This window comes from Pseudonocardia parietis, assembly GCF_017876315.1.
Lineage (GTDB): Bacteria > Actinomycetota > Actinomycetes > Mycobacteriales > Pseudonocardiaceae > Pseudonocardia > Pseudonocardia parietis.
Map to the genome: position 1 here is coordinate 7,003,340 of NZ_JAGINU010000001.1, position 25,428 is coordinate 7,028,767.

Sequence of the window (25,428 nt, forward strand, 5' to 3'; positions counted from 1 at the left end):
TACCACCCGAAAGTTTGATCTTCGTCGGATTCCCGTCCGCGGCGGGGAGAGGCGCGTACGACCGGGCCCGTACGATCCCGTACCGGTGCGGCGGACCGGCGCACGCCGGTCCGTCCCGCGCAGCTGAGCGCACGGGCCGCCCGCGCCGGGCGGCGGTGAACCCCCAGCAGGAGGACCGAACATGCCCGAGCCCCACCAGGGCGCGACCGACGACCATCCCGTCCCCGCTCGCGCCGCGGTCGCCGCGGGGGTGGTGCTCGCCGCCGGCGCCGGCACCCGGATGCGCTCGGCGACGCCCAAGGTGCTGCACCCCATCGGGGGCCGTCCCATGCTCGGCCACGCGCTGCACGCGGTCGCCGGCGTGGCACCGGAGCACCTCGTGGTCGTCGTCGGGCACCAGCACGAGCGGGTGACCGAGGCCGTCACCGGCGTCGCCGGCGAGCTGGGCCGCGACATGACGACGGCGCTGCAGCACCAGCGGCTGGGTACCGGCGACGCCGTGCGCTGCGGCCTGTCGGCCCTGCCGCCGGAGCTCACCGGCACCGTGCTCGTCACCTACGGCGATGTCCCGCTGCTCGACACCGGCACGCTGTCCGCGCTCGTCGAGGAGCACGAGGCGGCCGGGGCCGCGGTGACCCTGCTGACCGGCGAGCCCGCCGACCCCACCGGCTACGGCCGGATCGTCCGCAACACCGACGACCCGGCCCATCCCGTCACCGCGATCGTCGAGCACGGCGACGCCACCGAGGCACAGCGCGCCATCACCGAGGTCAACTCGGGTGTCTACGCCTTCGACGCGCGGTTCCTGCGCGAGGGCATCGGCGGGCTGGCCGCGCACAACGAGCAGCAGGAGCTGTACCTGACCGACCTGGTCGAGACCGCGGTCGCGGACGGCCGGCCGGTGCACGCGCTGCGCTGCACCGACGAGTGGCTGCTGCGCGGGGTCAACGACCGCGTGCAGCTGGCGGAGCTCGCTGCCGAGCTGAACCGGCGGCTGCTGCGGCGGTGGATGCTCGACGGCGTCACCGTCGTCGACCCGGCCACGACCTGGGTCGACGTCCAGGTGCGACTGGGGACCGACGTCGTGCTGCACCCGGGCACCCAGCTGCACGGCGCCTGCACGGTCGGCGACGGCGCCGAGATCGGGCCGGACACCACGCTGGCCGCCTGCGTCGTCGGCGCGGGCGCGACCGTGGTCCGCACGCACGGCTCGGACTCCGAGATCGGTGAGAACGCGTCAGTCGGACCGTTCGCCTACCTGCGCCCGAACGCGCACCTGGGCGCGGGCGGCAAGATCGGCACCTTCGTCGAGGTGAAGAACGCCGACATCGGTGCCGGTAGCAAGGTGCCGCACCTGACCTACGTCGGCGACGCGTCGATCGGCGAGCTGAGCAACATCGGTGCGTCGTCGGTGTTCGTGAACTACGACGGCGTCCGCAAGCAGCGGACGACGATCGGTTCGCACGTCCGGACCGGATCCGACACCATGTTCATCGCCCCGGTCACGGTCGGGGACGGCGCCTACACCGGTGCCGGCACGGTGCTCCGCGAGGACGTCCCGCCGGGGGCGCTGGCGGTGTCGGGTGGGACACAGCGCACCATCGAGGGGTGGGTGACCCGCAAGCGCCCGGGCACCCCGGCCGCCGAGGCGGCCGAACGGGCGGGCTCCGGCCCCTCCGGGAACGGCGTGGCCGGCCAGAACGACCCCGAGCACGATGCCGGGACCAACAGAGACCTCAGCCGAGGAGGCACCGCACGGTGAGCGCGATCGCAGGCACGCCGAAGAAGAACATGATGCTCTTCTCGGGGAGGGCGCACCCGGAGCTGGCCGAGCACGTGGCCAAGGAGCTCGACGTCACGGTCACTCCGCAGTCGGCGTACTCCTTCGCCAACGGGGAGATCTTCTGCCGGTTCGAGGAGTCGGTCCGCGGCAGCGACGCGTTCGTGATCCAGGCGCATTCCGCGCCGATCAACGACGCGATCATGGAGCAGCTGATCATGGTCGACGCGCTGAAGCGCGGCTCGGCCAAGCGGATCACCGCCGTCATGCCGTTCTGGGGCTACGCCCGCCAGGACAAGAAGCACCGCGGGCGCGAGCCCATCTCGGCCCGGCTCGTCGCCGACATGTTCAAGACCGCGGGCGCCGACCGGATCCTCACCGTGGACCTGCACACCTCGCAGATCCAGGGCTTCTTCGACGGCCCGGTGGACCACCTGTTCGCCCTTCCGGTGCTGGCCCGGCACATCAAGAACACCCGGCCGGACGAGGCCATCGCGGTCGTCTCGCCCGACTCCGGCCGCGTGCGGCTCGCCGAGCGCTGGGCCGAGACCCTGGGCGGCACGCCGCTGGCCTTCATCCACAAGACCCGTGACCCGATGAAGCCGAACGAGGCCGTCGCGAACCGTGTGGTCGGTGACATCGAGGGCCGCTGCTGCGTGGTCATCGACGACATGATCGACACCGGTGGCACCGTGGCGAAGGCGGTCGAGGCGCTGCTCGCCCAGGGCGCCTCCAAGGTCGTCGTCGCCGCGACCCACGGCGTGCTCTCCGGCCCGGCGACCGAGCGGCTGGCCAACTGCGGCGCCGACGAGGTGATCTTCACCGACTCGCTGCCGATCCCGGACGAGAAGCGCTTCCCGAAGATGACCGTGCTGCCGATCGCCCCGCTGCTGGCCGAGGCGATCCACCAGGTCTTCGAGGACGGCTCGGTGACGAGCCTGTTCGACGGCAACGCCTGACCGGCGGTTCCGCTCCGCACCACCCACCAGCCGGGACGCGCGCGCCACCCCTTCTGACCTCCCGCGCGATCCCGGCTGATCCACCTCTGCTGCTGTTGATCATCCGCCGTCAGGAAGAAGACGGGCCCGGCACGGCATCCGACCGCTCGTCCTGCGTGCCGATCCGGTCACCGACCGGCCGCCTGATGGAGCAACCCCGCATCGCGTCAGCCCGTCGTAGACAGGGGCCGGACGAGCGGTAGGCAGGCTCTTCGGCGCAACCGATGTACGGAGGTATCTCAGGTGGGCTACCGACAGCGACGGGTCGGCGCACTCGTCGCGGGGATGGTCGCGGTGATCGGAGTGGGGCTGGCCGGTACCGCGGTCGCAGCCACCGGCCCGGAGAGCAGCACCGTCGCGCAGGAGGCCCACGCCGAGGCGCTGGTGCCGGGTACCCCGTGCACGGTGTCCACACGGGCGTGTGTCGACCTGGAGTCCCAGCGGGCGTGGCTCATCACCGACGGCGCCGTCTCGTACGGGCCCGTTCCGATCGCCTCCGGCGGCGCCGGGCAGGAGACCCCGTCGGGCCACTCGTTCCGCGTCTACCGCAAGTCCGCCGACCACAAGAGTGGCGAGTTCACGGGTCCGGACGGTCAGCCGGCACCGATGCCGTGGTCGGTGTTCTTCGCCGACGGCGGTGTGGCCTTCCACGGTGGTGACCGGGACAGGGCCTCGGCCGGATGCGTGAAGCTCGATCCCGGGCCGGCGCAGACGTTCTTCAACGACCTGGTCGAGGGTGACAAGGTCCAGGTCGTCGACGCATCGGTCGAACAGAAGGCCCGGGCAGGGAGCTGACCCAGGGCCACCCCGGTGACAGGGCCCCGGCGGCGCCTGCGGCCCGGAGGAGCGCCGAAGGCCCGCTTCGGCACGAAGGGGATCACGACAAGCGTCCGGAGACCCGCTCCTGCACACGATCGATCTCGCGCAGATGTCCACGCGCGTCACGTACCCAGGTGTATCCCCGGGCGTTGCGGAAGTACAGATAGGCAAACATATCGACGATCGTTAGAGTGTTTGTATGGCCGTGGATGACGCGTGTGACCTGCTCTGTCTCGATCTTCCGCACGCCGAACGGATCCGTGCCGCGCTGCCCGACCCCACTCGTGTCGAACCGGCCGCCGACATGGCCCGCGGACTCGGGGATTCCACCCGGCTGCGGATCGCGGCCGCCCTTCTCCAGGGTGCCGAGCTGTGCGTGTGCGACACCGCCTGGGTCGTCGGTGCGTCGCAGGCACTGGTGTCACACCACCTGCGCCAGCTGCGCACGGCCGGGATCGTGACCTCACGCCGGGACGGCCGGATGGTGATGTACCAGCTCTCCGACCGGGGCCGCGCCGTGCTGTCGGTGCTGCTCGACACCGACATCGCCGTCGACACCGCCGTCGACACCGCCGGGGCCGGCGACGCGCTGCCGGAAGGAGCCGATCGTGTCTGACTCCGGCACGGCACCCGCACCCCCCAACGACACGGCTACGGGAGGCGACCAGGGACCCGGCCGCATCTGGCAGGTCCGGGAACTGCAGCTCGCCGCGGTCGCTACGGTGCTGCTCGCCGTCGCCTGGGTGATCGCCCTCGCCGTCGGTGGTCCGACATTACTGATCGGCGGGATCGAGCTGGTCGCGGCCGTGGTCGCGGCGTCGACGTTCGTGCCCGACGCGCTGCGCAACCTGCGCCACGGCCGGATCGGTGTCGGCACCCTGATGACGATCGCCGCGATCGGCGCCGTCGCACTCGGACAGATCGCCGAGGCCGCCCTGCTCGGGATCCTGTTCTCCATCGCCGAAGGGCTCGAACACCATGCCGTGACCCGGACCCGCCGCGGCCTGCGCGCCCTGCTCGGGCTGGTCCCACCATCGGCCTCGGTGCTGCGCGACGGCGACGAGGTCACCATCTCCCCCGACGACCTCGTCATCGGCGACATCCTCATCCTGCGCCCCGGCGAGCGGGCCGCGACCGACGGCACCATCCGGTCCGGGCGAACCAGCCTGGACACCTCCGCGATCACCGGCGAGTCGGTCCCGGCCGAGGCAGGACCGGGCGACGACCTCTACGCCGGGACGATCAACGGCGGCGGCGCCATCGAGGTCGAGGTCACCGCCCCCGCCTCCGACAGCTCGCTCGCCCGCATCGTGCACATCGTCGAGCAGGCCCAGGAACGCAAGGGCTCCGGGCAACGCCTCGCCGACCGGATCGCACGCCCACTGGTCCCCGCCATCATGATCCTCGCCGCTCTGATCGCCGGGATCGGCGCGCTCCTCGGCGACCCGGTGCTCTGGCTCGAACGAGCCCTCGTCGTGCTCGTCGCCGCCTCACCGTGCGCACTGGCGATCTCGGTACCGCTGACCGTGGTCGCCGCGATCGGCGCGTCCAGCCGGCACGGTGCCCTGGTCAAGGGCGGCGCGGCACTGGAGGAACTCGGCCGGATCCGCGCCGTCGCCCTCGACAAGACCGGCACCCTGACCCGCAACCGGCCCGAGGTCATCGAGGTCCTGACCGCACCCGGGCAGGACCGCATCGACGTGCTGGCCACCGCCGCCGCGCTGGAGTCGCGCAGCGAACACCCACTCGCCCGGGCGATCCTCACCGCCGCCCAGGAGCCACCATGGTCGATCGCTGTACAGCCCGCCGACGACGTCACCGCCGTGCCCGGGCACGGCCTGACCGGCACCCGTGACGGAATCGAGCTGCGGCTGGGCAAGCCCGGCTGGATCGACCCCGGCCCGCTGACCGACGATGTCGCCCGGTCACAGGGCCACGGCGCCACCGTCGTCCTCCTCGAACGCGCCGGCACACTGCTCGGCGCCCTCGCCGTCCGCGACGAGCTGCGCCCCGAAGCCGCCGACGCCATTCGCCGCATGCGCGCGCTCGGGATCGAGGTCGCGATGCTCACCGGCGACAACCACCGCACCGCGGCGACGCTCGGTGAGCAGGCCGGGATCGACGTCGTGCACGCCGAACTGCGCCCCGAGGACAAGGCTCGCCTGCTGCCCGAGATCGCCGGTGGCTGCCGGATCGCCATGGTCGGTGACGGCGTCAACGACGCCCCCGCCCTGGCCACTGCCGATGTCGGCATCGCCATGGGGGCGATGGGCACCGACGTCGCCATCGAGACCGCCGACGTCGCACTGATGGGCGAGGACCTGCGCCACCTCCCGCAGAACCTCGCCCACGCCCGCCACGCCCGCACGATCATGCTGCAGAACGTCGGCTTCTCCCTGCTGATCATCGGCACGCTGATCCCGCTCGCCGCATTGGGCGTCCTGGGCCTGGCCACCGTCGTCGTGATCCACGAGGCCGCCGAGGTGCTGGTCATCCTCAACGCCGTCCGCGCCGCGCGAGCACGGACCCTGCCCGGCCTCACGGCCGCCCCGGCCACCTCGGACCGACACCACATCACCGTCGAGCCCGCACCCGAACCGGACGACCCCTGCTGCGCACCAGCACCCCGGGGCTCCACACCCCAGGACGTGGCCACCGGACCGGCAGCCCTCGCCGACTCGCGACCCGCCCCGGCACAGTCGCCGCACCAGGGCGGTTGTGAGGACGGATGCGCATGCTGCAGCGCCGAACCGTCGGCTGCCGACCGGGAGGCACAGAATCACGAGGGCTCTCACCGATGACCACGGCCGATCGGGCGGCACGGCCGGCCGGCACCGTCCTCGCCGCCGCCGTGACTTCTTCACCGGAGGCGCAACGAGCTGGACCGGGACGGAACCCTACGACGGGGAACCCAGCGGACGATGTGGACGGCCTACGCGACCTTCGGACTCCTTCCCAACGGTGTCGAGATCACGACTCATCGGAGGAGCTTCCTCGATGCGGGTGTGTGTCCGGTGCTGACGACGGGCTCTGCCCACGGACGCGCGCATCGGAGCCCGCGCGTCCGTGTCGTCACCGGGGCGTCAGCAGGAGGGCCAGCCGGTGACGACGGTCCACAAGGGCCCGCCGCGCCGGTGTCGGGAACCAGGAGGTAGGACCGATGCCGACCACCACGACCGCATCCACCACGCGGGTCCAGCTCGCGCTCAACGTCACCGACATCGCGGCCGCGACCGACTTCTACTCCGCGCTGTTCGGGGTGCCGCCGCACAAGGAGCACGCGGGCTACGCCAACTTCGAGGTGGCGGACCCGCCACTGAAGCTGGTGCTGATCGAGAACTCCGCCGCGACCGAGTCGCTCAACCACATCGGTGTCGAGGCGACGGCTCCCGCGACCGTGACCGCGGCGCTGACCCGGTTCCGGGCGGCCGGGCTGCAGACGACCGTGGCCGAGCAGGACGTGTGCTGCCACGCCGTGCAGGACAAGGTGTTCGTCACCGCCCCCGACGTGCCCCACGGATGGTGGGAGTTCTACGCCGTCACCGACGACGACCCGGCCAACCCTGAGGGTGAGTCGACCTCCGCGTGTGCGGCGGCCTGTGGGGAAGGCGGGCCCTGCTGCCACTGACCGGTCCCGCGCAAAGGGCCCCGCCGATCCGGCGGGGCCTCGTGCGTGCGGTCGGGCTCAGCCGCAGCGGCAGTCGCGGCGCGGGGTGTAGTCCATCGGAACGCCGCGCGCGTCCAGGACGAGCTCACAACACTGCCCGAGCAGTTCGCCGAGCCGGTGGCGCCCGCGCTGCACCCGGGACTTCATCCCCGACACCGTCAGCCCCTCGCGCTCGGCGGCGCCCGCCTGGCTCAGGCCGTCGAGCTCGGTGAGTTCCACGGCGCGGCGCTGTTCGGGGGACAGGCCGCTGAGCAGTGGGCGCACGCAGTTCGCGAGCTCGGTGAGCACGCCCGCCTGCTCGTCGTCGACCGCCGGGGCCGCTGGCTCGGGCGCGAGGGCGGGCAGCGGGGCAAGCCGGGCCCGCTCGCGCTCCGCGCGCCGGTACTCGTCGATGATCGCGTTGCGGGTGATCCGGTACACCCACCGCACCAGGTGCTCGTGGTCCGTGACCCGGTGCACGTTGCGGTGGATGCGCAGCATGATCTCGGCGTCGTCAGCCCGGTCCGGGTCGAGGATCCGCCGGTGCACGAAACCGCGCAGCTGCGTCCCGAACTCGCGCCAGATCCGCTCGGTGGTCGGCGCAGCCGCGCCGGAAGTGGCGATCGGTGTCTCTGTCATGTCCGGTCCCGTTTCGAGAAGGGCGCCCTGAGGCGGACGCCACACCCTCGGCTGACGACGGTACCGCCGCGGGGACGCAGCGCCGAGCCGCCACGGCCCGGTGGTGCCCGACCACCCGCGCTCGGCGTACAGGAGCGGGTCTCTACGGCTTCTCGGCGGACGGTGTCGTGAGGGTCAGCTGGCGTCGATGGTGGTCGAAGTGCTGGGTCCCGAAGTGGTAGACGTCGAGCACGCTCATCGTCGGCGTGAAGTAGGGATCCCAGTCCGTCGGCATGGACATGCACAGGGCCAGGCTCCGCTCGGTCTCGGTGGCCAGGCGACGTCGTAGCGAGCCGATCACGGCGTCCAGCAGCACCGCGATGGCACGCGACGGCAACAGCCGAGCGGCGAGGCGGGGACCGAGGTAGTTGATCGCGTGGAAGGGCCGGCGCCCGGCGTTCACGGTGGCGGCGAAGCCTCGGCTGTAGCCGAGGCGCCCGAGCGTTCGCACCAGGGGCAGCAGCATCCGGACGACTCCGTAGCCGAGGACCATGTGGAACAACAGCTGCCGGTTCGTCCACCGCGTGCCGTTGGTCGGGCGGTGCAGGTCCTCTCGCGAGGCCGTGGCGATGAGCTGGTGGAACTCGGCCCGGGCTCGCCGCATCTCCTCGCCGATGTCGTACGGGTCCATGCGACCGCCTCCGCCAAGCGATGCTACGGCCGTCGCGGCGGGCGGGGAGCACACTGGTGGGATGCGGGTGGAGCTGCTGGTGGTGCCGAACTGCCCCCACGAGAACGTCGCCTCGGAGCGTCTGCGCCGGGCGCTCGACGACACCGGACATGCCACGACTCCGGTCGAGGTCCGGAGCATGACCGCGGAGGCGGTCGCCGGGGCTCCTGAGTTCGCGGGTTCACCCACGATCCTGATCGACGGAGCGGACCCGTTCGCGGAGCAGGCCAGCGGTTCGGGCGCGTTCTCGTGTCGCATCTACCGCGGCGAGACCGGCCTGTCGGGCGCCCCGTCGGTGGAGCAGCTGCGGCACGTGTTTGCGCCGCTGACGTGCGGTGAGGCCGAGCAGGGCCGGTGCGTTCGCGCTTGACCTTCGACCCGGCTTGAAGGTTTACCGTCTGCCGCGTGGGCCGATACCGCATCTCCCAGCTCGCCGAGCGCGTCGGCGTTCCGGCGACGACGCTGCGCTACTACGAATCCGAGGGCCTGCTGCCCACCCGGCGCACCCCCAACGGCTACCGCACCTATGACGACCAGGACGCCGAACGAATCCGGTTCATCGCCACAGCCAAGGACCTCGGGATCCCGCTCATCCGGATCCGGGACCTGCTCGGGGTGTGGCAGGACGGCATGTGCCGTGATGTCCGCGGGCGACTGCTGCCGCTGGTGGCCGAGCAGCTCGCCGACCTCGACTCCAGGATGCGAGACCTCCAGGACGTGCGCCGCGATCTGCGTGGCGCCCAGGACCGACTCCGGGCGCTGCCCGTGTCAATGGCCAGTTTGTGGTCCCCGCTGGTGGCCGGGTGAAAGTCCCCGGTCCGGGGTTGTTCAGCTGGTGTTGATGGCGGCTCCCTTCTTCGCGTTTCGGGCTTCGCGCATGCGGTAGGAGTCGCCGCTGGTGACGACGACCTGGGCGTGGTGCAGGAGCCGGTCGAGCAGGCTGACCGCGGTGGTGTGTTCGGGCATGAACCGCCCCCATCGGTCGAAGGGCCAGTGGGAGCTGATGGCGAGGCTGCGGCGTTCGTAGGCGGCGGCGACGAGCCGGAACAGCAGTTGGGCGGCGGTGTCGTCGAGTGGGGCGAACCCGATCTCGTCGATGATGATCAGGTCATGGCGCAGTGTGTGGTCGATGAGTCGGCCGACGGAGTTGTCGGCCAGGCCGCGGTAGAGCGCTTCGACCAGGTCGGCGGCGGTGAAGTAGCGGACCCGGTGCCCGGCCTCGACCGCCGCCGTGCCAAGCGCGACGAGCAGATGCGACTTCCCGGTGCCGGCCGGGCCGACCAGGGCGAGGTTCTCCGGGGCGCGGATCCATTCCAGCGAGGCGAGGTAGTCGAACGTGGCCTGGGGGATCGAGGAGGCGGACAGGTCGAACTCGTCGAGGGTCTTGGCGACCGGGAACCCGGCCGCCTTGCGCCGGTTGGCGATGTTGGAGGCGTCCCGGGCGGCGACCTCGGCCTCGACCAGGACCCGCAGCAGCTCCTCAGGACGCCAGCGCTGGGTGCGGGCGGTGAGCAGCAGCTCCGGCGCGAGGCGGCGCATCGCGGCGAGCTTGAGTCGTTTGAGCCCGGCCTCGAGGTCCGCGTCGAGCGCCGGGGGCTTGCTCGCAGTCATGACGCATCACCCTCGACGACACCGCCGGCGGGTGTGGCGGTGTCGGTGAAGACGGCGTAGTCGGTCAGCGAGCGGGTCGGGACCGCGGGCAGCTCGACCACCAACGCCTGCCCGGCCGGTTGGGGTCTCGGTGCGGCAGCGCCGGCGGCGAGGATGGACCGGACGTCCTCGGCCCGCCAACGACGGAACGCCGTCGCTCGGGCCAGCGCGTCGAGCAGAGCCTGTTCGCCGTGAGCCTGGCCGAGTGCGAGGAGCTCGCCGAGCTCGGTGCCCAGGCGGGCCGATCCGGCTGCGACAGCACCGGTCAGGAACGCCTGCGCGGCGGGCCCGAGTGCGCAGAACGTCTTCTCGTCAGCGGTCTTCGGGCGGGCCGCCCGAACCGGAGTCGTGGGGCGCGGCCCGCCGTAGTGGGCGTCGATCACCGACGCCTCGCCCGGCCCGACCAGGCGGTGCTCGGCCAACACCACCCCGGCCCCGGCAACTGCGCCGACCCTGCCGCCGGGTGTGGCGGTGGACAGGATGGTGAGGCGGTCGGCGTGGGTGCGGACCTCGACCCGGGTGCCGATCGCGGTGGTGGGGACCGAGTAGCGGGCCGACCCGAACCTCACGCAGGACAACCGGTCGACTTTGCGGATCACCGCCGGGCCGGTGATCCGAGGGCGCAGCGACGGGAGCCCGCCCAAGACGTCGAGCTCGTGTTCGGCCAGCCGCTCAGCGGGGATCGCCGCGATCTCCGAGTGCGTCACCGCGTTGACCTCCGCGCACCACTGCTGCGCTGCGGCGTTGGCCGCGGCCAGGTCGGGGCGTCCCGGCCCCCCGGTGTCCCCGGTGTCGAGGTCGACCAGGTCGCAGCCGATGATCAGGTCGGCTTTGGCGTAGCCGACGAGGTTCTCCACGATGCCCTTGGACTCCGGATCGTTGCCGTGGCAGAAGTCCGGGCGGAACCGGTAGTGGCTGGCGAAGCGCACGTAGTCCGGTGTCGGGACCACGAGGTCGGCGACCACGGCGGCCTTCAGACACCCCATCCGGTCGGCGAGCACGACCTTCGGGACCCCGCCGATGGTCTCGAAGCACTCGGCCAGCATGTTCAGGGTGGTCTCGGCGCGTTCGTCGACGGCGAAGCGGACGAACCGCACCCTCGACCAGGCCAGCACGGCGCAGAACACGTGCAGCCCGGCGATCACGCCCCAGTCGATGACCAGGTGCTCGCCCGGGGACCACACCGCCGGACGCCGCCCGCGGTGATGATCGCGGCGCCAGTCGGCCTTCGCTTGCGCGACGAGGCGGCGGAAGTTGCGCGCCGAGCCCTCGTAGCCCGCGGCGCGAGCATCGGGCAGCAGCCGCTTCGCCGAGATCCTGCCCTTGGTCTTCTCCACTCGCCCGGCGACCAGCTCGGCGACCGACTCATAGTTCCGGGAGCGTGGTTTGCGTTGCGGGACAACACCCCCCGCGTCATGACGCTCGATGACCCGACGCACGGTCTTCGGTGTCGTGGCGCAGATCGCGGCCGCGCCGCGATAACTGCCGACATCCCGATAGGCCGAAATGATGTCCATCCGTTCCCTCGCAGACTTCAATGGGAGACCCCTGGGTGGTGCGGCGGCTGGCTTCGACAACCACCACCGTCACCGCCCAGGGCCTCAACCCGGCGTACGACACGACGAGGGACCGGGGACTTCTATCTGGCCACCAGCGGGGACCTCACAAGGCCACCCGCGGGGACCTGAACCTGGCCACCAGCGGGGACTTTTTCATGGCCACGGACAGCCCGCGCGTGACGCGCCCTGTGATCCGGACTGTACGTCCCTGACCGGCGACCAGGCCGACATCGCCGACACGACCGGGGAGACGGATTCGGTGCCGATCGCGTGTTCGTTGGGACCGGACGACCATGCCGACCGTCTCGCGCGCTGGCGGACGGTCCTGGCGGGAACGACCACACAGCCGGTCGACGAGACCACCGTTCGGGTCGAGCTACCGACCGAGCGGACCGCGGAGATCGCCGCCCTCGTCGCCGACGAGGTGGCGTGTTGCCCGTTCTTCACCTTCACCCTCACCGTCACCCACAACGGGTTGCACCTCGACGCCACCGCTCCGGCCGATGCCCGGCCGCTGCTCGACGACCTGTTCACCGCCGACACGACCGGACGCCGCCCTTGCTGATCATCAAGTCCATCGCGCTGTCCACCCCTCGCCGCACTGTTCGAGGTCGAGGACCAGGTCCACAACAACACGATCTGGCAGGTCTCCGACGGTGGCTCCGGACCGAGCGGAGGCTGGGGCAAGGGCGAGAGCCGATGCGCAGCCGCCGCCCGGGGGGCGCACCGGGATCGGAAGAACGACCCCATATCGGCCGACGGTCAGCGTTCTGACTGTTCGTCACTCGAGCGACGAGCGCCGCGCAGGACCAGTTCGGTAGCGGTCACCACGGCATCTGCCGGGACCCCGTCCGGGTCGAGGGCACGTTGAATAGCCAGACCGTCCTCCAGTGCGTGCACCACGAGAGCGGCGAAGGACGCCTCGGTGGCATCGATCCCCAACTCGCGGGCCACGGCACCGGTCAGTGCTTCACGAGCGATCTCTTCCCGATCGGCGAGGACAGATCGCCGGCCGGGTGTGCGCTGAAGCGCGTGGCGAACCAGCTCCAACCGCAATGCCAGCCACTCCTCGACGTGGGCAGATCGGGTGCGATGCCAGGCGCGCAGCCCTTCCCATGTGTCGCCTTCGGCCGCGGCGAGTCCGGCCACCTCGTCGCGCTCGCGGCGGGTGCGCTCCTCCAGCAGCGCCGCGACAAGGGCGTCCTTGTCGGCGAAGTGGCCGTAGAACGCTCCGCGCGTGTAGCCGGCTCGATCGGCGATCCGTTCCACCGAGGCCCCTGCCACTCCGGTCTCCGCGAACACCTCGGCGGCGGCGTCGAGCAGCCGGGACCGAGTTCGTTCCTGCGATTCCTGACGGGACAGGCGCCTAGCCACGACCGCTCCCGCGAGTGGTCGGACGCCGGACCTTGATGTCGTCCAGACAGGTCACGTCGACGCGATCGGCGATCACATCGACGCCGTGGCGATCGGCCCAGGCCCTCAATGCGTGCCTGCCCTCGGTCTCGGCCCGTAGGCGACCACCAGCCGGTTCGGGCAGCTCGACGAAGCAGCCCCTGACCGTCACTCGGTAGGTGCGCACGACGCCCTCAAAAACACTGATGAATCCAGAAACACTTATGTATCTTAAGCGATATGACCGCCACCCTGCACGACCCCACCACGTGGACGGCGACATACATCCAGAGCTCGGTCGCCTCTGGCCGAACCAGCGCGGCCGAGGTCGTGGAAGCCCACCTGGCCCGCCTCGATCGCCTCAACCCGCGACTCGGGGCCGTGACCTCCCGGCGCGACGAGGAGGCGCGGCGTGACGCTGCGGCCATCGACGACGCGGTCGCGCGTGGCGACACCGTCGGCCCCCTGGCCGGAGTGCCGATCACGGTCAAGGAGACGACCGACGTTGCCGGTCTTGCGACGACACACGGCCTGCGGACCTTCGGCGATCGCGTGGCCGGGGTCGACGCCCCGCCGGTCGACCGTCTGCGCCGCGCCGGCGCGATCGTGATCGGTCACACGAACATGCCGACCCTGACGCTGAGCGGCATGCACCCGCGCAGTGAGCTGTTCGGCGACACCGTCAACCCGTGGGACACGCAGGTGACCCCCGGCGGAAGCAGCGGCGGCGATGCCGTGGCAGTGGCCGCCGGCCTGGCCGCTTGTGGGCTCGGGAACGACTCCGGGGGCTCGACGCGGCTTCCCGCGCAGTTCTGTGGCATCGCCGGATTGAAGCCGACACCCGGGCGGTTCCCCGCCGATCACCGGATCGGCTCGGCCGACCCGTCGCCGGCAGTTGCACTGTTCCCCGTCGACGGCCCTCTCACGCGGACCGTCGCCGACTTGCGCGCCGTGTTCGACGTGCTCGCCGTGGCCGACCCACGGGATCCGCGAGCCATCCCGGTGCCGCGGCGTGGGCCGGAAGTTCCGCGCACGGTCGGCGTCGTCCGCGACCCGGGTGGCCATGGTGTGGACAGCGCCGTGGCCACCGCGCTGGACGAGGCGGCTCAAGCGCTCGTCGAGCGCGGATACCAGGTCGACGAGGCCGAGGTGCCGATGCTCGACGACGCCCTGGAGGTGTACACGGGCATGGTTCTGACCGAGTTCGCCGGGAACTGGCCCGCGATCAGCGCACTCCTCGGCCCGGAGGCCTCGCGCTACATCGACTTCGACCTCGACGAACACCCACCGCTGGACCTCGCGGGCTATCTCGACCGCGCTGCCCGGCATCTGACCGTCCGGCGTGCCTGGTCCCAGCAGGCGGTGGACCAACCGCTCCTGCTCGGCCCGGTCAGCACCCGAGCGTCCTTCGCCCCCGGGCAGGAGTCCAGCTCCGTCGAGGAGAAGCGCCGCTTCGGGCGCTCGATGACGCTCACGGTGTGGTCCACCGCAGTCGGAGCGCCCGCGGTCGCCGTGCCGACCGGCCTCTCCGACGGCCGGCCGGTCGGTGTGCAGCTGATCGGCCCGGCATGGCGGGAAGACGTCGTGCTCGATGCCGCGCAGGCGATCGAGGACGTCCGCGGAGTGCTGACCCCGATGGAGCCCCGATGACCGACACCCTCACCGTCCTGCGGAACCAGTTCGAACTCGTGTGGGCCCTGGCCGAGGTGCACCTCGCCACGCTCACCGACGACGACCTGCTGTGGGTGCCGGCCACCAACCACTGGACCGTCCGGCGCGGCGATGACGGCAGCTGGCTTCCGGACTGGGACCTCGACGAGGCGGGCCGCGAGCCCGACCCGGTGCCGGCACTGACCGGCGCGTGGGTGAGCTGGCACCTCGGGTGGTGGTGGACGACCGCACATGATCACCTACGCGGTCTCGACCCGCCGCGGCGCGAGGACGTGCACTGGCCCGGGTCCGCCACCGGGACGATCGAGTGGCTGCGCGGACTCGCCGACGACTGGCGCGCCCTGCTCGTCGACCTCGGCAACGACACGAACGCGCTCGACGTCCCCGCCCCGTTCCCGTGGCCACCCGACTCGGGCCACTCGGTCGGGGACACCCTCGCCTGGGCCAACGCCGAACTCATGAAGAACATCGCCGAGCTCGGCCAACTACGGATGCTCCACACAGCGGACAGGACCGAGATCCGATGAACCGCTCGACCCGCGAAACCGTGTTGCGAGCCGCTCGCGCCTGTGGAAGGACGACGGCATGGCAACCATCACGTACGAGGTCGGGCCGGGCGCCTACGGCATGGCGATCGATCCGGCAGGGCGGGCGTGGACCACGCTCGTCGAACGCGGTGAGCTGGCCCGTGTCGACGCCGATGGAAATGTCGACCGATTCCCGCTCGAGGACCGGAACGCCCGGCCGATGGTGCTGGCGACCGGCCCCGACGACGCGGTCTGGTTCAGCTGTGGCGACGGGACTCTGGGCCGGGTGGACGCCACCGACACGATCTCAATGCGGTCGGTGGCCACCCCGCAGGGCGGGCCGTACGGCCTGTGCACCGGCCCCGACGACGCGTTGTGGTTCACCCTGCTGTCCGCCGATCGCGTCGGGCGCCTGGCGCCCGACGGCACGGTGGAGGAGTTCCCGCTGGCGAAGGGCGTGATGCCCTCCCTGATCACCACCGGTCCCGACGGCGCGGTCTGGTTCACCCTCAACCAGGCCGACGCCCTCGGCCGGATCGACACCGCCGGACAGATCACGACCTGCCCGCTGCCCACCACCGGTGCGGCGCCCGTCGGGATCCACGGCGGCCCGGACGCGGTCTGGTTCGCCGAGATCGGTGCCGGCTGGCTCGGACGCATCGAACCGGACGGTCGGATCGAGGAGTTCCCGTTGCCCGACCCGGCCTGCCGTCCGCACGCCGTCGCGGCCACGGTCGACGGCGGGTGCTGGGCGACGTTGTGGGCCACCGGCTCGGTCGTCCGGCTCGACCGCGACGGCCGGATCACGGCCCAAGAGACCTTCGCGCACGGAGCCGAACCGCACGGCCTGGCGGTGGCGGCCGACGGCTCGGTGCGGGTGGCCCTGCAGTCCGGTCAGGTGGCGCACGTCGTCGCCGACTGATCCGGTCGAGGGCGCGGCCGGCATCCGGTCGCGTCGCCCGACAGCAACTACGTCGGCGGCCGGCTCGTTCCAGAACACGATCCGCCCGTCCGCCGGCGGCGAACATCAGCCCGCACCGCCCACCCGGTCTCTAGCGTCCGCTGTCATGACAGAGGTGACGACACGCTCGGTCGAGTACCCGGCCGACGGCCTGACGATGGTGGGACATCTCGCGCAGCCGGCCGGTGTCGGCCGCCGGCCCGCGGTCCTGATCGGTCCTGAAGGGACGGGGCTCAACGACTTCCAGCGCCGCCGAGCCGACGCCCTCGCCGAGCTGGGGTACGTGGCGCTGGCCTTCGACATCCACGGCGGGCGCTGGTTCAGCGACCCCGAGGAGATGCTGGCGCGCTGCATGCCGCTGCTCGCCGACCCCGACCGGATGCGGGACATCGGCCACGCGGCCCTCGATGTGCTGCGCGCCGAACCGCGCACCGACCCCGACCGGATCGCCGCCATCGGCTACGGCACCGGCGGCGCCATCGGACTGGAACTCGGGCGCGACGGCGTCGACCTGCGCGCGATCGGCACGATCAACGCCGTGACCACGGGCCGACCGGGCGAGGCGGCGCACATTAGGTGCCCGGTGTGGGCCGGGGTCGGGTCCGAGGACCCGATCATGCCGCCCGCGCAACGGGACGCGTTCGCCGCCGAGATGCAGGCCGCGGGCGTCGACTGGCGCCTCGTGGTCTACGGCGGCGCCCTGCACGCCTTCCACCACCCGCCCACCGATCCGGACGGCACGGTCTCGGCCGACGGCACGTACGGCCAGGCTCTGGTTCCCGGCGTCGGATACCACCCGCGGCACGCGCAACGAGCCTGGCGCGACGTCGTCGAGCTGCTCGCCGAGTGCCTGCCGGTGGCGACGTGAGCACCATCGATCGGGATCGACCAAGGCTGCGATGACCACCGCGCGGGTCCCCGGGGGGCCACGAACGCCAGGATGCGGTCACGTGCTCGGCGTTGGCTGCGACGTCCCGTCGCGGTGGGCGACACCGCGTTCCGACCGGCAGGAGGAACCCGACCGTGACCGACACGATTGCCGACCCCGAGATCACCGCAGCGGCCACCGACATGGAGGCACACCTGCCCTTCTCCGACACCGCGGACTCCATCGACGCCGCGCACGGTTTCCTCGGGGCGGTGCGCCCGGGACAGTTACACGCCGCCGACGGGCGGGTCGTCTGGGACGCCGACGCCTGGTCCTCGGTCCTCGAGGCGTCGCGGCCCGAAACGGTGAACCCGAGCCTGTGGCGGCAGGCGCAGCGTCGCGCTGCACGGCCTCTACGAGGTGACCGAGGGCATCTACCAGGTCCGGGGACTCGACCTGTCGAACATGACCCTGGTCGAGGGCACCGCGGGTGTGATCGTGATCGATCCGTTGGTCTCCACCGAGACCGCCGCGGCCGCCCTCACGCTCTACCGCGAGCGCCGGGGGAACCGGCCGGTCACCGGAATGATCTACACCCACAGCCACGTCGACCACTTCGGCGGCGGACCGGGCGTGGTGTCCGACAACGACGTCGCCGCCGGCCGGGTCCCGATCCAGGCCCGCGACGGATTCGTCGAGCACGCGGTGGCGGAGAACGTCTACGCCGGAACCGCGATGGAGCGCCGCGCCGCCTACATGTACGGCGCCGCCCTCCCGGTCGGGACCGTGACGCTGATCTCGCCGACCCGCGACATCACCCGCACCGGGCAGGAGGGACTGTCGACGGCGTCCGGATCGGCTTCCAGGTGATCCCGGCACCGAGGCGCCCTCCGAGATGAACTCGTGCTGACGACATACGGACACCTGATGCCGGGCTCGGAGGAGGTTGCACGGAAGGCGATCGACGCTGCCTGGACGGCTGCCCAGGGGGCCGTCGCGGGCGCTCTCACTGCCCGGTGGATCATGAACGCGCCCCATGTGCTGGTCGCTGCACTACTCACGCCCAGATCCGCCTGTTCGACGGCAACGCCTGACCGGCGATCCCACTCCGCACCACCCACCAGCCGGGACGCGCGCGACACCCCTCCCGACCGTTCCGGAGCCTTCCGCGCGTGGTCCTGGCTGGTCCGTCCCCCGCAGGCACCGGTCAGGTCCGACCCCGTGAGCATGCGGCCGTCTACGTCACGACCGCCTGACCACCTGCTCGATGTCGCCGGGATGCGGACCGGTCGTACCGCCCTGCAGGCCCGCTCTCAGTCCACGACCGGGAGGACGAAACCGGTCAGGAGGCGGAGTACGTGGGCGTGCAACTCGTCGGGGCTCAGCCGACCCGTCCCGTGGTACCAGCGGGAGACGGACAGCAGCATCCCGTTGATCAGGTTCACCGCCGTCGGAACGTCCAGATCGTCGCGCACCACTCCGGCCCGGGCGCAGTCGTGCAGCAGCTGCTCGGCCGCGTGGTTCACGTCGCGGGCCCATGACCGGTAGTTGCGCAGCGCCTGCGGCGAGAGCTGGTGCTCGTCGGCGGTGAGCACCCGGTAGTAGGTGCGGTACCGGACCGCCGAGTCCACCTGGAGGCGAAGGTAGGCCTCGAGCTTGGCACGCGGTGAACGCTCGCTGGTGACGATCTCCTCGACGCCGTGCCGGAGCGGGTAGATGACCTGCTCGACGATGGTCTCCAGCAACCAGCGCTTCGAGTCGACGTACTGGTACAGCGTCGGTTTGCTGACCCCCGCCTCGGTCGCCACGTCGCTGATCGTGGCGTCCACGTACCCCTTGCGCTCGAAGACCCTGGCCGCGGCGTCGACGAGCTCCTGGACGCTGGTGGCTCGCTGCCGTGCCATCCCTCTCCTCTCGGTGTCGCCGGCCCGGGCCGGCGACACCTGTCTGCAGACGTTATCGGCCGTGTCGGGGCGGCTCAGCGGGCCGGCGGACGGACCGCGGCGTCGAGGCGGATGCACTCGGCGTTGAGGTACCCGTTCTCGACGATGCCGAGGACCATCCTGGCGAACTCGGCAGGCCGGCCCATCCGGGCCGGTTCCACCAGTGTCGCCTCGATCCCCGCCCGCACCCGGTCCGGTAGCGACTCGGTCATCGGGGTCTCGAACAGGCCCGGCGCGATCGTGTTCACCCGGACCCCGGTGCCCGCCAGGTCTCGGGCCACGGGCAGGGCCAGCCCGATCACGCCGGCCTTGCTGGCGCTGTAGGCGGCCTGGCCGCTCTGCCCGTCGTACGCCGCCCCGGACGCGGTGTTGACCATGACGCCGCGCTCGCCGTTCTCCGGTTCGTTCTGCAGCATCGCCGCGACGGCGACCCGCATGACGTTGAACGTGCCGCACAGGTTGATCCGCACGACCCGCTCGAAGTCCTCCAGACGAGCCGGCCCGCGCCGGGAGACGACCCGGGCGGCATCGACGACACCCGCGGTGTTGACGCCGACGTGCACCGCCCCGAACCGGTCCAGTGCCCGGTCGATCGCCCGTTCCACCGCCGCGGCGTCCGCGACGTCGGCCTCGATCCCGAGCGCCGCCGGCAGTTCGGCCGCGAGTCTCTCCGCTCCCGCACGGTCCCGGTCCAGTACGACCACCGACGCGCCGGCCTCCGCCAGGTGGGTGCACACGGCCCGGCCGAGGCCCGAGGCACCACCGGCCACCACCGCGACCTTTCCCGTGATGTTCATTCGCCCACGAACTCCGGCTCGCGGCGGTCGGCGAACGCCTGCAGGCCCTCCGCGAAGTCCCGGCTCGTCGCGTACTCCTCACAGGCCCGCAGCTCGTAGCCCAGGGCGTCGTCGAGCGGGCGGTCGAGCCCGGTCTCGACAACGTCCTTGATCCGGGCCAGTCCGAGCGGACTGAGCCGGCCGATCCGCTCGGTCAGCTCCTGTACCGCCGCGTCCAGCCGGTCGTCGTCGACCACCTCGTTGACCAGGCCCGCCTCGTACATCCGGTCGGAGCTCCAGCTCTCGGCGGTGAAGAGCAGCTGCTTGGCCCGGTTCGCGCCGATCCGGCGGGGCAGCCGGGTGGCGCCGCCCGCGGCCGGGAACAACCCGTACCGGGCGTGCCCGTCGGCGAAGGTGGCCGTGCGGGTGGCCAGGACCAGGTCGCAGGCCAGTACCAGCTCCAGCCCACCGGCGATCACGCCGCCGTGCACGGCGGCGATCACCGGCTGCGGGTGCCGTGCGACCTGGTCAAACAGCGCCGCGGCCCGCCGCAGGAAGTCGGTCACGCCGGCTCCGCCGAGCTCACCGAGGACCCGCTTGAGGTCGGCACCGGCACAGAACATCGGCCCGGCCCCCGCGAACACCACCGACCGGACGGCCCGGTCGCCCTCGGCGTCACGCAGCCCGGCGGCGACGCCGTCGAGCAGCTCGACCGACAGCGCGTTGCGCCGCTCGGGCCGGTTCAGGGTGATCCAGGCGGCGCTGCCCCGGATCTCGTACCGGACGTCGTCGTGCGTCACGGGTGGTCACTCCGATCGCTGGTGTGGTCGGGCCGTCCGCGTTGCGCGTCGGCCCGGATGATCGCCGCGCCGGCCGGGTCGACGAGCCCCCCGAACCGCTCGCGGTTGTGCGCGTGCGCGAGGTGGTGGGTGTCGAAGGTCGACTCCACCGTGCTGCGCATGCCCTGCAGGTCGAGGGCCCGGTTGACCGCACGCTTGGCCAGCCGGATCCCGAACTGCGGACGGGCCGCGATCCGCTGCGCGAGCGCCAGCGTCTCGGCCTCCAGCTCCGCGCGCGGGGCGACCCGGTTGACCATGCCGAGGGCCTGGGCGTCGCGGGCGCCGATCGGTTCCCCGGTGAACAGCATCTCCTTGGCCCGCCGGTGCCCGAGCTCCCACGGGTGCACGAAGTACTCGGCGGCGGCCGCCCCGAACGCGCTGGTCGGATCCAGGAAGACGGCGTCGTCGGCGGCGACGATCAGGTCACACGGCCAGATCAGCTCCAGGGCCCCGCCGATGGCCCGGCCCTGCACCTGGGCGATCAGCGGGCGGGGCAGCTCCCGCCACCGCAGGCACAGCCCGAGGAAGACCTCCTCCTCGGTCGCGTACCAGCCCTCGGCGCCGGGCGCGTCAAACCCGCCGGTCAGGGTGCGCGGGGTGACCCCGTCCATGTCGAAGGCACGCTCGATGTCCAGGTCGTGCCCGGAGGAGAAGTCCTCCCCGTCGGCGGCCAGCACCACCACCCGCACGGCCTCGTCGCGCACCGCCCGCTGGTAGGCGTCGTCGAGCTCGTGCAGCATCCGGCGGTCCTGCGCGTTGAGCTTCGCCGGCCGGGCCAGCACCACCCGGGCCACACCGTCCGCCGGGTACTCGAGGCGGACCCGTGGCTGCGTGGAGTCCTCGCTCATGCTCCCGTCCTTCCCAGAATGGTGACCGCCGCGACGGCGGCGTCCGGTCCGAGATAGCCGCCCGCGTTCTCCGCGACGGCGTGCCGCGCGCCCTCGACCTGCCGGTCCCCGGCACGGTCGCGCAGCTGGTCGGCGAGCTCGACGATCTGGGCCAGACCGGTCGCGCCGAGCGGATGACCCTTGGACTGGAGCCCACCACTGGGGTTCACCGGCAACCGGCCCCCGATCCGGGTCTGCCCGTCGCGGAGCAGGCCCGGGGCCTCCCCCGCGGCGCACAGACCGAGCTGTTCGAGGACGATCAGCTCGGCCGGGGCCGCCGCGTCGTGGCACTCGACGACGTCGATCTCGTCCGGCCCCAGACCCGCCGCCCGGAACGCCCGGGCAGCCACCGACGGCACCAGCTCGCCATAGGTCCCCGCACGGCCGGACCCGAGCGCGGTGGCCAGCAGCCGCACCGACTCCGCACCGTGCCGCCCGGCCAGCTCGGGCGTGGTCAGCACGACCGCCGCGGCACCGTCGGACAGCGGGGCACACATCGGCACCGTCAGCGCACCGCTGACCGTCCGGGCCCCGAGCACGTCGGCGACGGTCAGCTCCCGCCCGTACTGGGCCTTGGGGTTGGCCGCACCGTGTGCGGCGTTCTTCACCGCGACCAGGGCGAAGTCCTCGGCCATCGCGCCCGAGGCCTCCTGGTACCAGGCCGCGAAGCGCGCGTAGACGTCCATGAAGACCGAACCGGTGTCCCGGCTGCCCAGCTCCGCACGGATCTCCGCCAGCCGCTCCTGGTCCAGCGCCGACGTCAACGCCGCCAGGGCACGGCCCTTGTCCCCGACGACCAGCTTCTCCGCACCGAGCGCGACGGCCACCTCGACCTGCCCGGACGCCACCGCCAGCCACGCCTGGTGCAACGCCGTCGCACCCGAGGCACAGGCGTTCTCCACGTTCACCAGCGGCACCCCGGCCAGGCCGGTCTCCCGCACCGCGTGCTGGCCGCGGACCGACTCCTGGCCCTGCAACAACCCGCCGAGCACGTTGCCGTAGTACACCGCGCCGATCGCCGGATCGGATGCGGCCGTACCGGCATCCGCCAGCGCCTCGCTCGTCGCCTCCGCGACGAGCGAGGACACCGGCCGGTCCGGGTGCTTCCCGAAACGGGTCATCCCGACCCCGCTGATCACGACCTCACGCACGTATTACTCCTTTGTCCCGGCGACCGAGGGCCCGGCGAACGAGGCCCGCGAACGAGGGCCCGCCGGACGAGCACCGCCGGTCGGTTCAGGCACCGCTGATACCGGCGGACCGAGCGAAGTGCTCTTCCCGGACCTGGCGCCGCAGCAGCTTGCCCACCGGGGTCCTCGGCAGCTCGTCCGCGAAGACCACACCGATGATCTTCTTGTAGGAACCGACCTCCTGGCGGGTCCACTCGACGAGCTCGTCCTCGGACACCGCGTGTCCCTCCCGGAGCACGACGACCGCATACGGTGTCTCGCCCCACTTCGGGTGCGCGACACCGACCACGGCAGCGTCGCGAACGGCGGGGTGCGCGGCGATCGCGTGCTCGATCTCGGCGGGCCAGATGTTGAAGCCGCCGGAGTTGATCAGGTCTTCCTTCCGGTCGGCCAGGTAGAGGAAGCCGTCCTTGCAGACGTAGCCCATGTCCCGGGTCCGCACCCAGCCGTCCGCGGTGAACCGTTCCGCGGCGGCCTCGTCGTTCTGCCAGATCCCGGCCATGACGCACGGCGCGGACGCCTCGATCTCGCCGACCTCGCCGGGCGGGAGCTCCGCGCCGGTCTCGTCGACGATCCGGAAGTACGAGTTCGGGGTCGGCAGTCCCGCGGAGGTGAGCCGGCGCCGCTCGGCGTCGGTCCCGTCCACGTGGTGGTGGCGCGGGGTCAGCACCGCCATCGGCACCACCTCGCTCTGCCCGTAGAGCTGGTACATGATGTTGCCCCAGAGCCGGAGCGCCTTCGACAGGGTCGCCTCCGAGATCGGCGCGGCCCCGTACATCACCGCCCGCAGGCTGGACACGTCGCGGCTCGCGGCATCCGGGTGCTCGGCGACCATCTGGATCATCGTGGGGACCAGGAGGGTCGCGGTGATCCGCTCCCGTTCGACGATCTCGAGGAAGCCGGCCGGGTCGAACCGGGGCAGCACGATCGTGGTGGCCCCGACCGCCAGCAGCGAGTAGATGAACATGCTGGCGGCGTGGGTGAGCGGGCCCGCCGCGAGATAGCGGTCGTCCTCGTCGAAGCGGGGCAGCACGAGCGCGAGCTCGTTGCCCATCGCCATCGTGCCCTCGACCGAGATGATGATCCCCTTCGGGAACCCCGTGGTACCGGAGGTGAACCGGATGACGTTCGGGTCGGTCCCCTCGAGCGCCACCCTGGGTGGCCGGGGCGACGCGGCGGCGAGCCAGTCCTCGTACCCGACGACGGGCACCCGGCCCGGGCTCTCCGGCAGGTCACCGAGGACGACCACGAGCTCCAGCGCCGGCACCTCGTCCAGCTCGGCCACGAGCGCGTCGTAGTAGTGGTCCTGCACCACGAGGACCCGCGAGCCGGTCATCTCGATCAGGTACCGGTGGCGGGCCGGGGCGTCGTGTGCGTGCAGCGAGCACCGCACGAACCCGCCTGCCCCGGAGCCGACGATCTGCTCCAGCGACTCCAGGCAGTTGTCGCCGAGCATCGCGACGCGGTCGCCCTTGTGCAGCCCGCTCGCGGTCAGCGCGTTCGCCAACCGGTTGGCCCGTTCGGCCAGGGCGGCGTAGGTCAGAGAACGCTCGCCGCAGGCCACCGCGACCCGCTCCGCGTAGGTGACCGCGATCTTGCGCAGCAACGTCGCGGGGGTGCTCACCGCCGGCGCCACCCCCGCCTGCCGGGTGCTCATCGCGCGGCGGGCACCTCGACCGTGCTGGTGACCAGCTCGGCGGTGCCCGTCACCCCCTGGGCCGCCTCGAAGAACCCGTCGGCCGCCGCGAGCGCCAGGGTCCGCCCGTCGGCGCCACCCAGCGCACAGCTGTAGACGTTGGTGCCCCGCGGGTGCGCGACCTCGTCGACCACCACACCGTCGGGCGAGACCCGCACGCACCGCCGGCCCACGGCGTCCGCCGCCCAGATGTGGTCCTCGGCGTCGATCGCGAGCCCGTCCGGGGCGAGCTCGGCGGCACCGAGCATCTCGGCAGCGCCCCCGGAGCGGGCGGTGTACCGAACTGGGCGAGAACCCGGCGCTCGCTCAGCGCACCGTCGGCGCCGATCGTGAACGCGGTCAGCCGGGCCGCAAAGCTCTCCGCCACGACCAGGGTCGATCCGTCGGCGGTCACGACGACACCGTTCGGGCACCACAACCCGTCCACGGCGACGGTGACCGTGCCGTCGGGGTCGACCCGGTACAGGGCGCCCGGTTCCGGGTCGGCACCGTCGACGATCGCGAACCCGATGGTGCCCACCCATGCCCGGCCCTGCCGGTCGACGACCATGTCGTTGATCCAGTGCTCGGACACCGGCGCGAGGTCCGCATGCGTCGAGACCGTCCCGTCGGGGGACCGCCGGAGCAGGGTCCGGTCCTTCATCGAGACCACGAGCAGGGAGCCGTCCGGGAGCCAGCCGAGTCCCGAGCACAAGGCGTCGACCTGCATCAGGTCCTCCCGCACCCCGGCGGGATCGAACGCGCACACGATGCCCCGGAAGGCGTCCGAGGCGTACCAGCGGCCCTCGTGCCACCGGACGCCCTCGAAGTAGTCACCGCCGTCGACGACGGTCTGGAACGCTCTGCTCACGTCAGTTCTCCTCGATTGCGATCGTCTG

General features: G+C 71.9%; 26 protein-coding genes and 1 pseudogene. 14 read left to right on the top strand and 13 right to left on the bottom strand.

All coding sequences use genetic code 11. The annotated features are described in order from the left end of the window. The first annotated feature begins 181 nt into the window (after positions 1-181). The 6 genes from glmU to JOF36_RS33095 all read left to right on the top strand — a co-directional run bounded on the left by glmU (position 182) and on the right by JOF36_RS33095 (position 7,225). Positions 182-1,762 (top strand): bifunctional UDP-N-acetylglucosamine diphosphorylase/glucosamine-1-phosphate N-acetyltransferase GlmU, encoded by a 1,581-nt coding sequence (gene glmU, locus JOF36_RS33070; protein WP_210034600.1) that lies wholly within the window; start codon positions 182-184, stop codon positions 1,760-1,762. Next, complete coding sequence (locus JOF36_RS33075) at positions 1,759-2,739, top strand: ribose-phosphate diphosphokinase (RefSeq protein WP_210034601.1); 981 nt, start codon at positions 1,759-1,761, stop codon at positions 2,737-2,739. Before glmU ends, JOF36_RS33075 begins: the two co-directional genes overlap by 4 nt. Before the next feature lie 324 nt (positions 2,740-3,063). Continuing rightward, positions 3,064-3,573: a L,D-transpeptidase gene (locus JOF36_RS33080; protein WP_210036411.1), complete on the top strand. Its 510-nt coding sequence runs from the start codon at positions 3,064-3,066 to the stop codon at positions 3,571-3,573. Between the two features lie 223 nt (positions 3,574-3,796). Next, a complete protein-coding gene (locus tag JOF36_RS33085) occupies positions 3,797-4,213 on the top strand; it encodes an ArsR/SmtB family transcription factor (protein ID WP_210034605.1) in 417 nt (138 codons plus the stop codon). After that, entirely contained in the window at positions 4,206-6,398 is a 2,193-nt protein-coding gene (locus JOF36_RS33090) for a heavy metal translocating P-type ATPase (protein WP_210034608.1), read from the top strand. Before JOF36_RS33085 ends, JOF36_RS33090 begins: the two co-directional genes overlap by 8 nt. A 359-nt stretch (positions 6,399-6,757) precedes the next feature. Continuing rightward, complete coding sequence (locus tag JOF36_RS33095) at positions 6,758-7,225, top strand: ArsI/CadI family heavy metal resistance metalloenzyme (RefSeq protein ID WP_210034609.1); 468 nt, start codon at positions 6,758-6,760, stop codon at positions 7,223-7,225. Positions 7,226-7,282: 57 nt separating this feature from the next. Here JOF36_RS33095 and JOF36_RS33100 read toward each other — a convergent pair whose 3' ends face one another. Continuing rightward, positions 7,283-7,882, bottom strand: coding sequence for a sigma-70 family RNA polymerase sigma factor (locus tag JOF36_RS33100; protein WP_210034610.1), 600 nt, complete (start codon positions 7,880-7,882; stop codon positions 7,283-7,285). 142 nt (positions 7,883-8,024) lie between these two features. Beyond that, the gene (locus JOF36_RS33105; protein WP_210034612.1) at positions 8,025-8,552 is read right to left on the bottom strand and encodes a DinB family protein; all 528 of its coding nucleotides are present in this window, start codon (positions 8,550-8,552) and stop codon (positions 8,025-8,027) included. 61 nt (positions 8,553-8,613) lie between these two features. Between JOF36_RS33105 and JOF36_RS33110 the strand changes: the two genes are divergently transcribed. Then, on the top strand, positions 8,614-8,961 hold the full coding sequence (locus JOF36_RS33110) for a hypothetical protein (protein WP_210034614.1): 348 nt from the start codon (positions 8,614-8,616) through the stop codon (positions 8,959-8,961). Between the two features lie 35 nt (positions 8,962-8,996). Next, complete coding sequence (locus JOF36_RS33115) at positions 8,997-9,398, top strand: MerR family transcriptional regulator (RefSeq protein ID WP_210034616.1); 402 nt, start codon at positions 8,997-8,999, stop codon at positions 9,396-9,398. 21 nt (positions 9,399-9,419) lie between these two features. Here JOF36_RS33115 and istB read toward each other — a convergent pair whose 3' ends face one another. Together istB and istA are read right to left on the bottom strand one after the other, a co-directional pair. Beyond that, positions 9,420-10,202 carry an IS21-like element helper ATPase IstB gene (gene istB, locus JOF36_RS33120; RefSeq protein ID WP_210025094.1) on the bottom strand — a complete coding sequence of 261 codons (783 nt, stop codon included), beginning with the start codon at positions 10,200-10,202 and terminating at the stop codon, positions 9,420-9,422. Next, a complete protein-coding gene (gene istA / locus JOF36_RS33125; protein WP_245350681.1) occupies positions 10,199-11,779 on the bottom strand; it encodes an IS21 family transposase in 1,581 nt (526 codons plus the stop codon). Before istA ends, istB begins: the two co-directional genes overlap by 4 nt. A 298-nt stretch (positions 11,780-12,077) precedes the next feature. Between istA and JOF36_RS33130 the strand changes: the two genes are divergently transcribed. Further along, a complete protein-coding gene (locus JOF36_RS33130; RefSeq protein WP_210034617.1) occupies positions 12,078-12,365 on the top strand; it encodes a hypothetical protein in 288 nt (95 codons plus the stop codon). Between the two features lie 197 nt (positions 12,366-12,562). On the opposite strand, the gene JOF36_RS33135 is transcribed toward JOF36_RS33130, so the two are convergent. After that, positions 12,563-13,174: a TetR family transcriptional regulator gene (locus JOF36_RS33135; RefSeq protein ID WP_210034618.1), complete on the bottom strand. Its 612-nt coding sequence runs from the start codon at positions 13,172-13,174 to the stop codon at positions 12,563-12,565. A 258-nt stretch (positions 13,175-13,432) separates the two neighbouring features. Here JOF36_RS33135 and JOF36_RS33140 point away from each other — a divergent pair, with 258 nt between their 5' ends. The 5 genes from JOF36_RS33140 (at position 13,433) to JOF36_RS39595 (ending at position 18,089) form a co-directional block, all read left to right on the top strand. Next, positions 13,433-14,842 (top strand): amidase family protein, encoded by a 1,410-nt coding sequence (locus tag JOF36_RS33140; protein WP_210034619.1) that lies wholly within the window; start codon positions 13,433-13,435, stop codon positions 14,840-14,842. Then, positions 14,839-15,390, top strand: a complete 552-nt coding sequence (locus JOF36_RS33145; protein WP_210034620.1) for a DinB family protein — start codon at positions 14,839-14,841, stop codon at positions 15,388-15,390. The genes JOF36_RS33140 and JOF36_RS33145 overlap by 4 nt, the downstream gene beginning before the upstream one ends. A gap of 58 nt (positions 15,391-15,448) precedes the next feature. After that, on the top strand, positions 15,449-16,312 hold the full coding sequence (locus tag JOF36_RS33150; RefSeq protein ID WP_210034621.1) for a Vgb family protein: 864 nt from the start codon (positions 15,449-15,451) through the stop codon (positions 16,310-16,312). A 145-nt stretch (positions 16,313-16,457) separates the two neighbouring features. Continuing rightward, on the top strand, positions 16,458-17,219 hold the full coding sequence (locus JOF36_RS33155) for a dienelactone hydrolase family protein (RefSeq protein WP_210034622.1): 762 nt from the start codon (positions 16,458-16,460) through the stop codon (positions 17,217-17,219). 420 nt (positions 17,220-17,639) lie between these two features. Further along, a complete protein-coding gene (locus JOF36_RS39595; RefSeq protein ID WP_307862709.1) occupies positions 17,640-18,089 on the top strand; it encodes an MBL fold metallo-hydrolase in 450 nt (149 codons plus the stop codon). Between the two features lie 443 nt (positions 18,090-18,532). Here JOF36_RS39595 and JOF36_RS33165 read toward each other — a convergent pair whose 3' ends face one another. The 8 genes and pseudogenes from JOF36_RS33165 to JOF36_RS39600 all read right to left on the bottom strand — a co-directional run. Continuing rightward, positions 18,533-19,123 (bottom strand): TetR/AcrR family transcriptional regulator, encoded by a 591-nt coding sequence (locus tag JOF36_RS33165; RefSeq protein ID WP_210034623.1) that lies wholly within the window; start codon positions 19,121-19,123, stop codon positions 18,533-18,535. A gap of 74 nt (positions 19,124-19,197) precedes the next feature. Then, positions 19,198-19,959, bottom strand: coding sequence for an SDR family NAD(P)-dependent oxidoreductase (locus tag JOF36_RS33170; protein ID WP_210034625.1), 762 nt, complete (start codon positions 19,957-19,959; stop codon positions 19,198-19,200). Next, on the bottom strand, positions 19,956-20,738 hold the full coding sequence (locus tag JOF36_RS33175; RefSeq protein ID WP_210034626.1) for an enoyl-CoA hydratase/isomerase family protein: 783 nt from the start codon (positions 20,736-20,738) through the stop codon (positions 19,956-19,958). Before JOF36_RS33175 ends, JOF36_RS33170 begins: the two co-directional genes overlap by 4 nt. Next, the gene (locus JOF36_RS33180) at positions 20,735-21,625 is read right to left on the bottom strand and encodes an enoyl-CoA hydratase (protein ID WP_210034628.1); all 891 of its coding nucleotides are present in this window, start codon (positions 21,623-21,625) and stop codon (positions 20,735-20,737) included. Before JOF36_RS33180 ends, JOF36_RS33175 begins: the two co-directional genes overlap by 4 nt. Further along, positions 21,622-22,815 (bottom strand): thiolase family protein, encoded by a 1,194-nt coding sequence (locus JOF36_RS41150; RefSeq protein WP_210034630.1) that lies wholly within the window; start codon positions 22,813-22,815, stop codon positions 21,622-21,624. The genes JOF36_RS33180 and JOF36_RS41150 overlap by 4 nt, the downstream gene beginning before the upstream one ends. Before the next feature lie 85 nt (positions 22,816-22,900). After that, complete coding sequence (locus tag JOF36_RS33190; RefSeq protein ID WP_210034631.1) at positions 22,901-24,511, bottom strand: class I adenylate-forming enzyme family protein; 1,611 nt, start codon at positions 24,509-24,511, stop codon at positions 22,901-22,903. Further along, positions 24,508-24,798, bottom strand: coding sequence for an SMP-30/gluconolactonase/LRE family protein (locus tag JOF36_RS41490; protein ID WP_210034632.1), 291 nt, complete (start codon positions 24,796-24,798; stop codon positions 24,508-24,510). Before JOF36_RS41490 ends, JOF36_RS33190 begins: the two co-directional genes overlap by 4 nt. Before the next feature lie 38 nt (positions 24,799-24,836). Further along, positions 24,837-25,400, bottom strand: a pseudogene (locus tag JOF36_RS39600) (SMP-30/gluconolactonase/LRE family protein); the annotation flags it as partial. Positions 25,401-25,428: the final 28 nt, after the last annotated feature.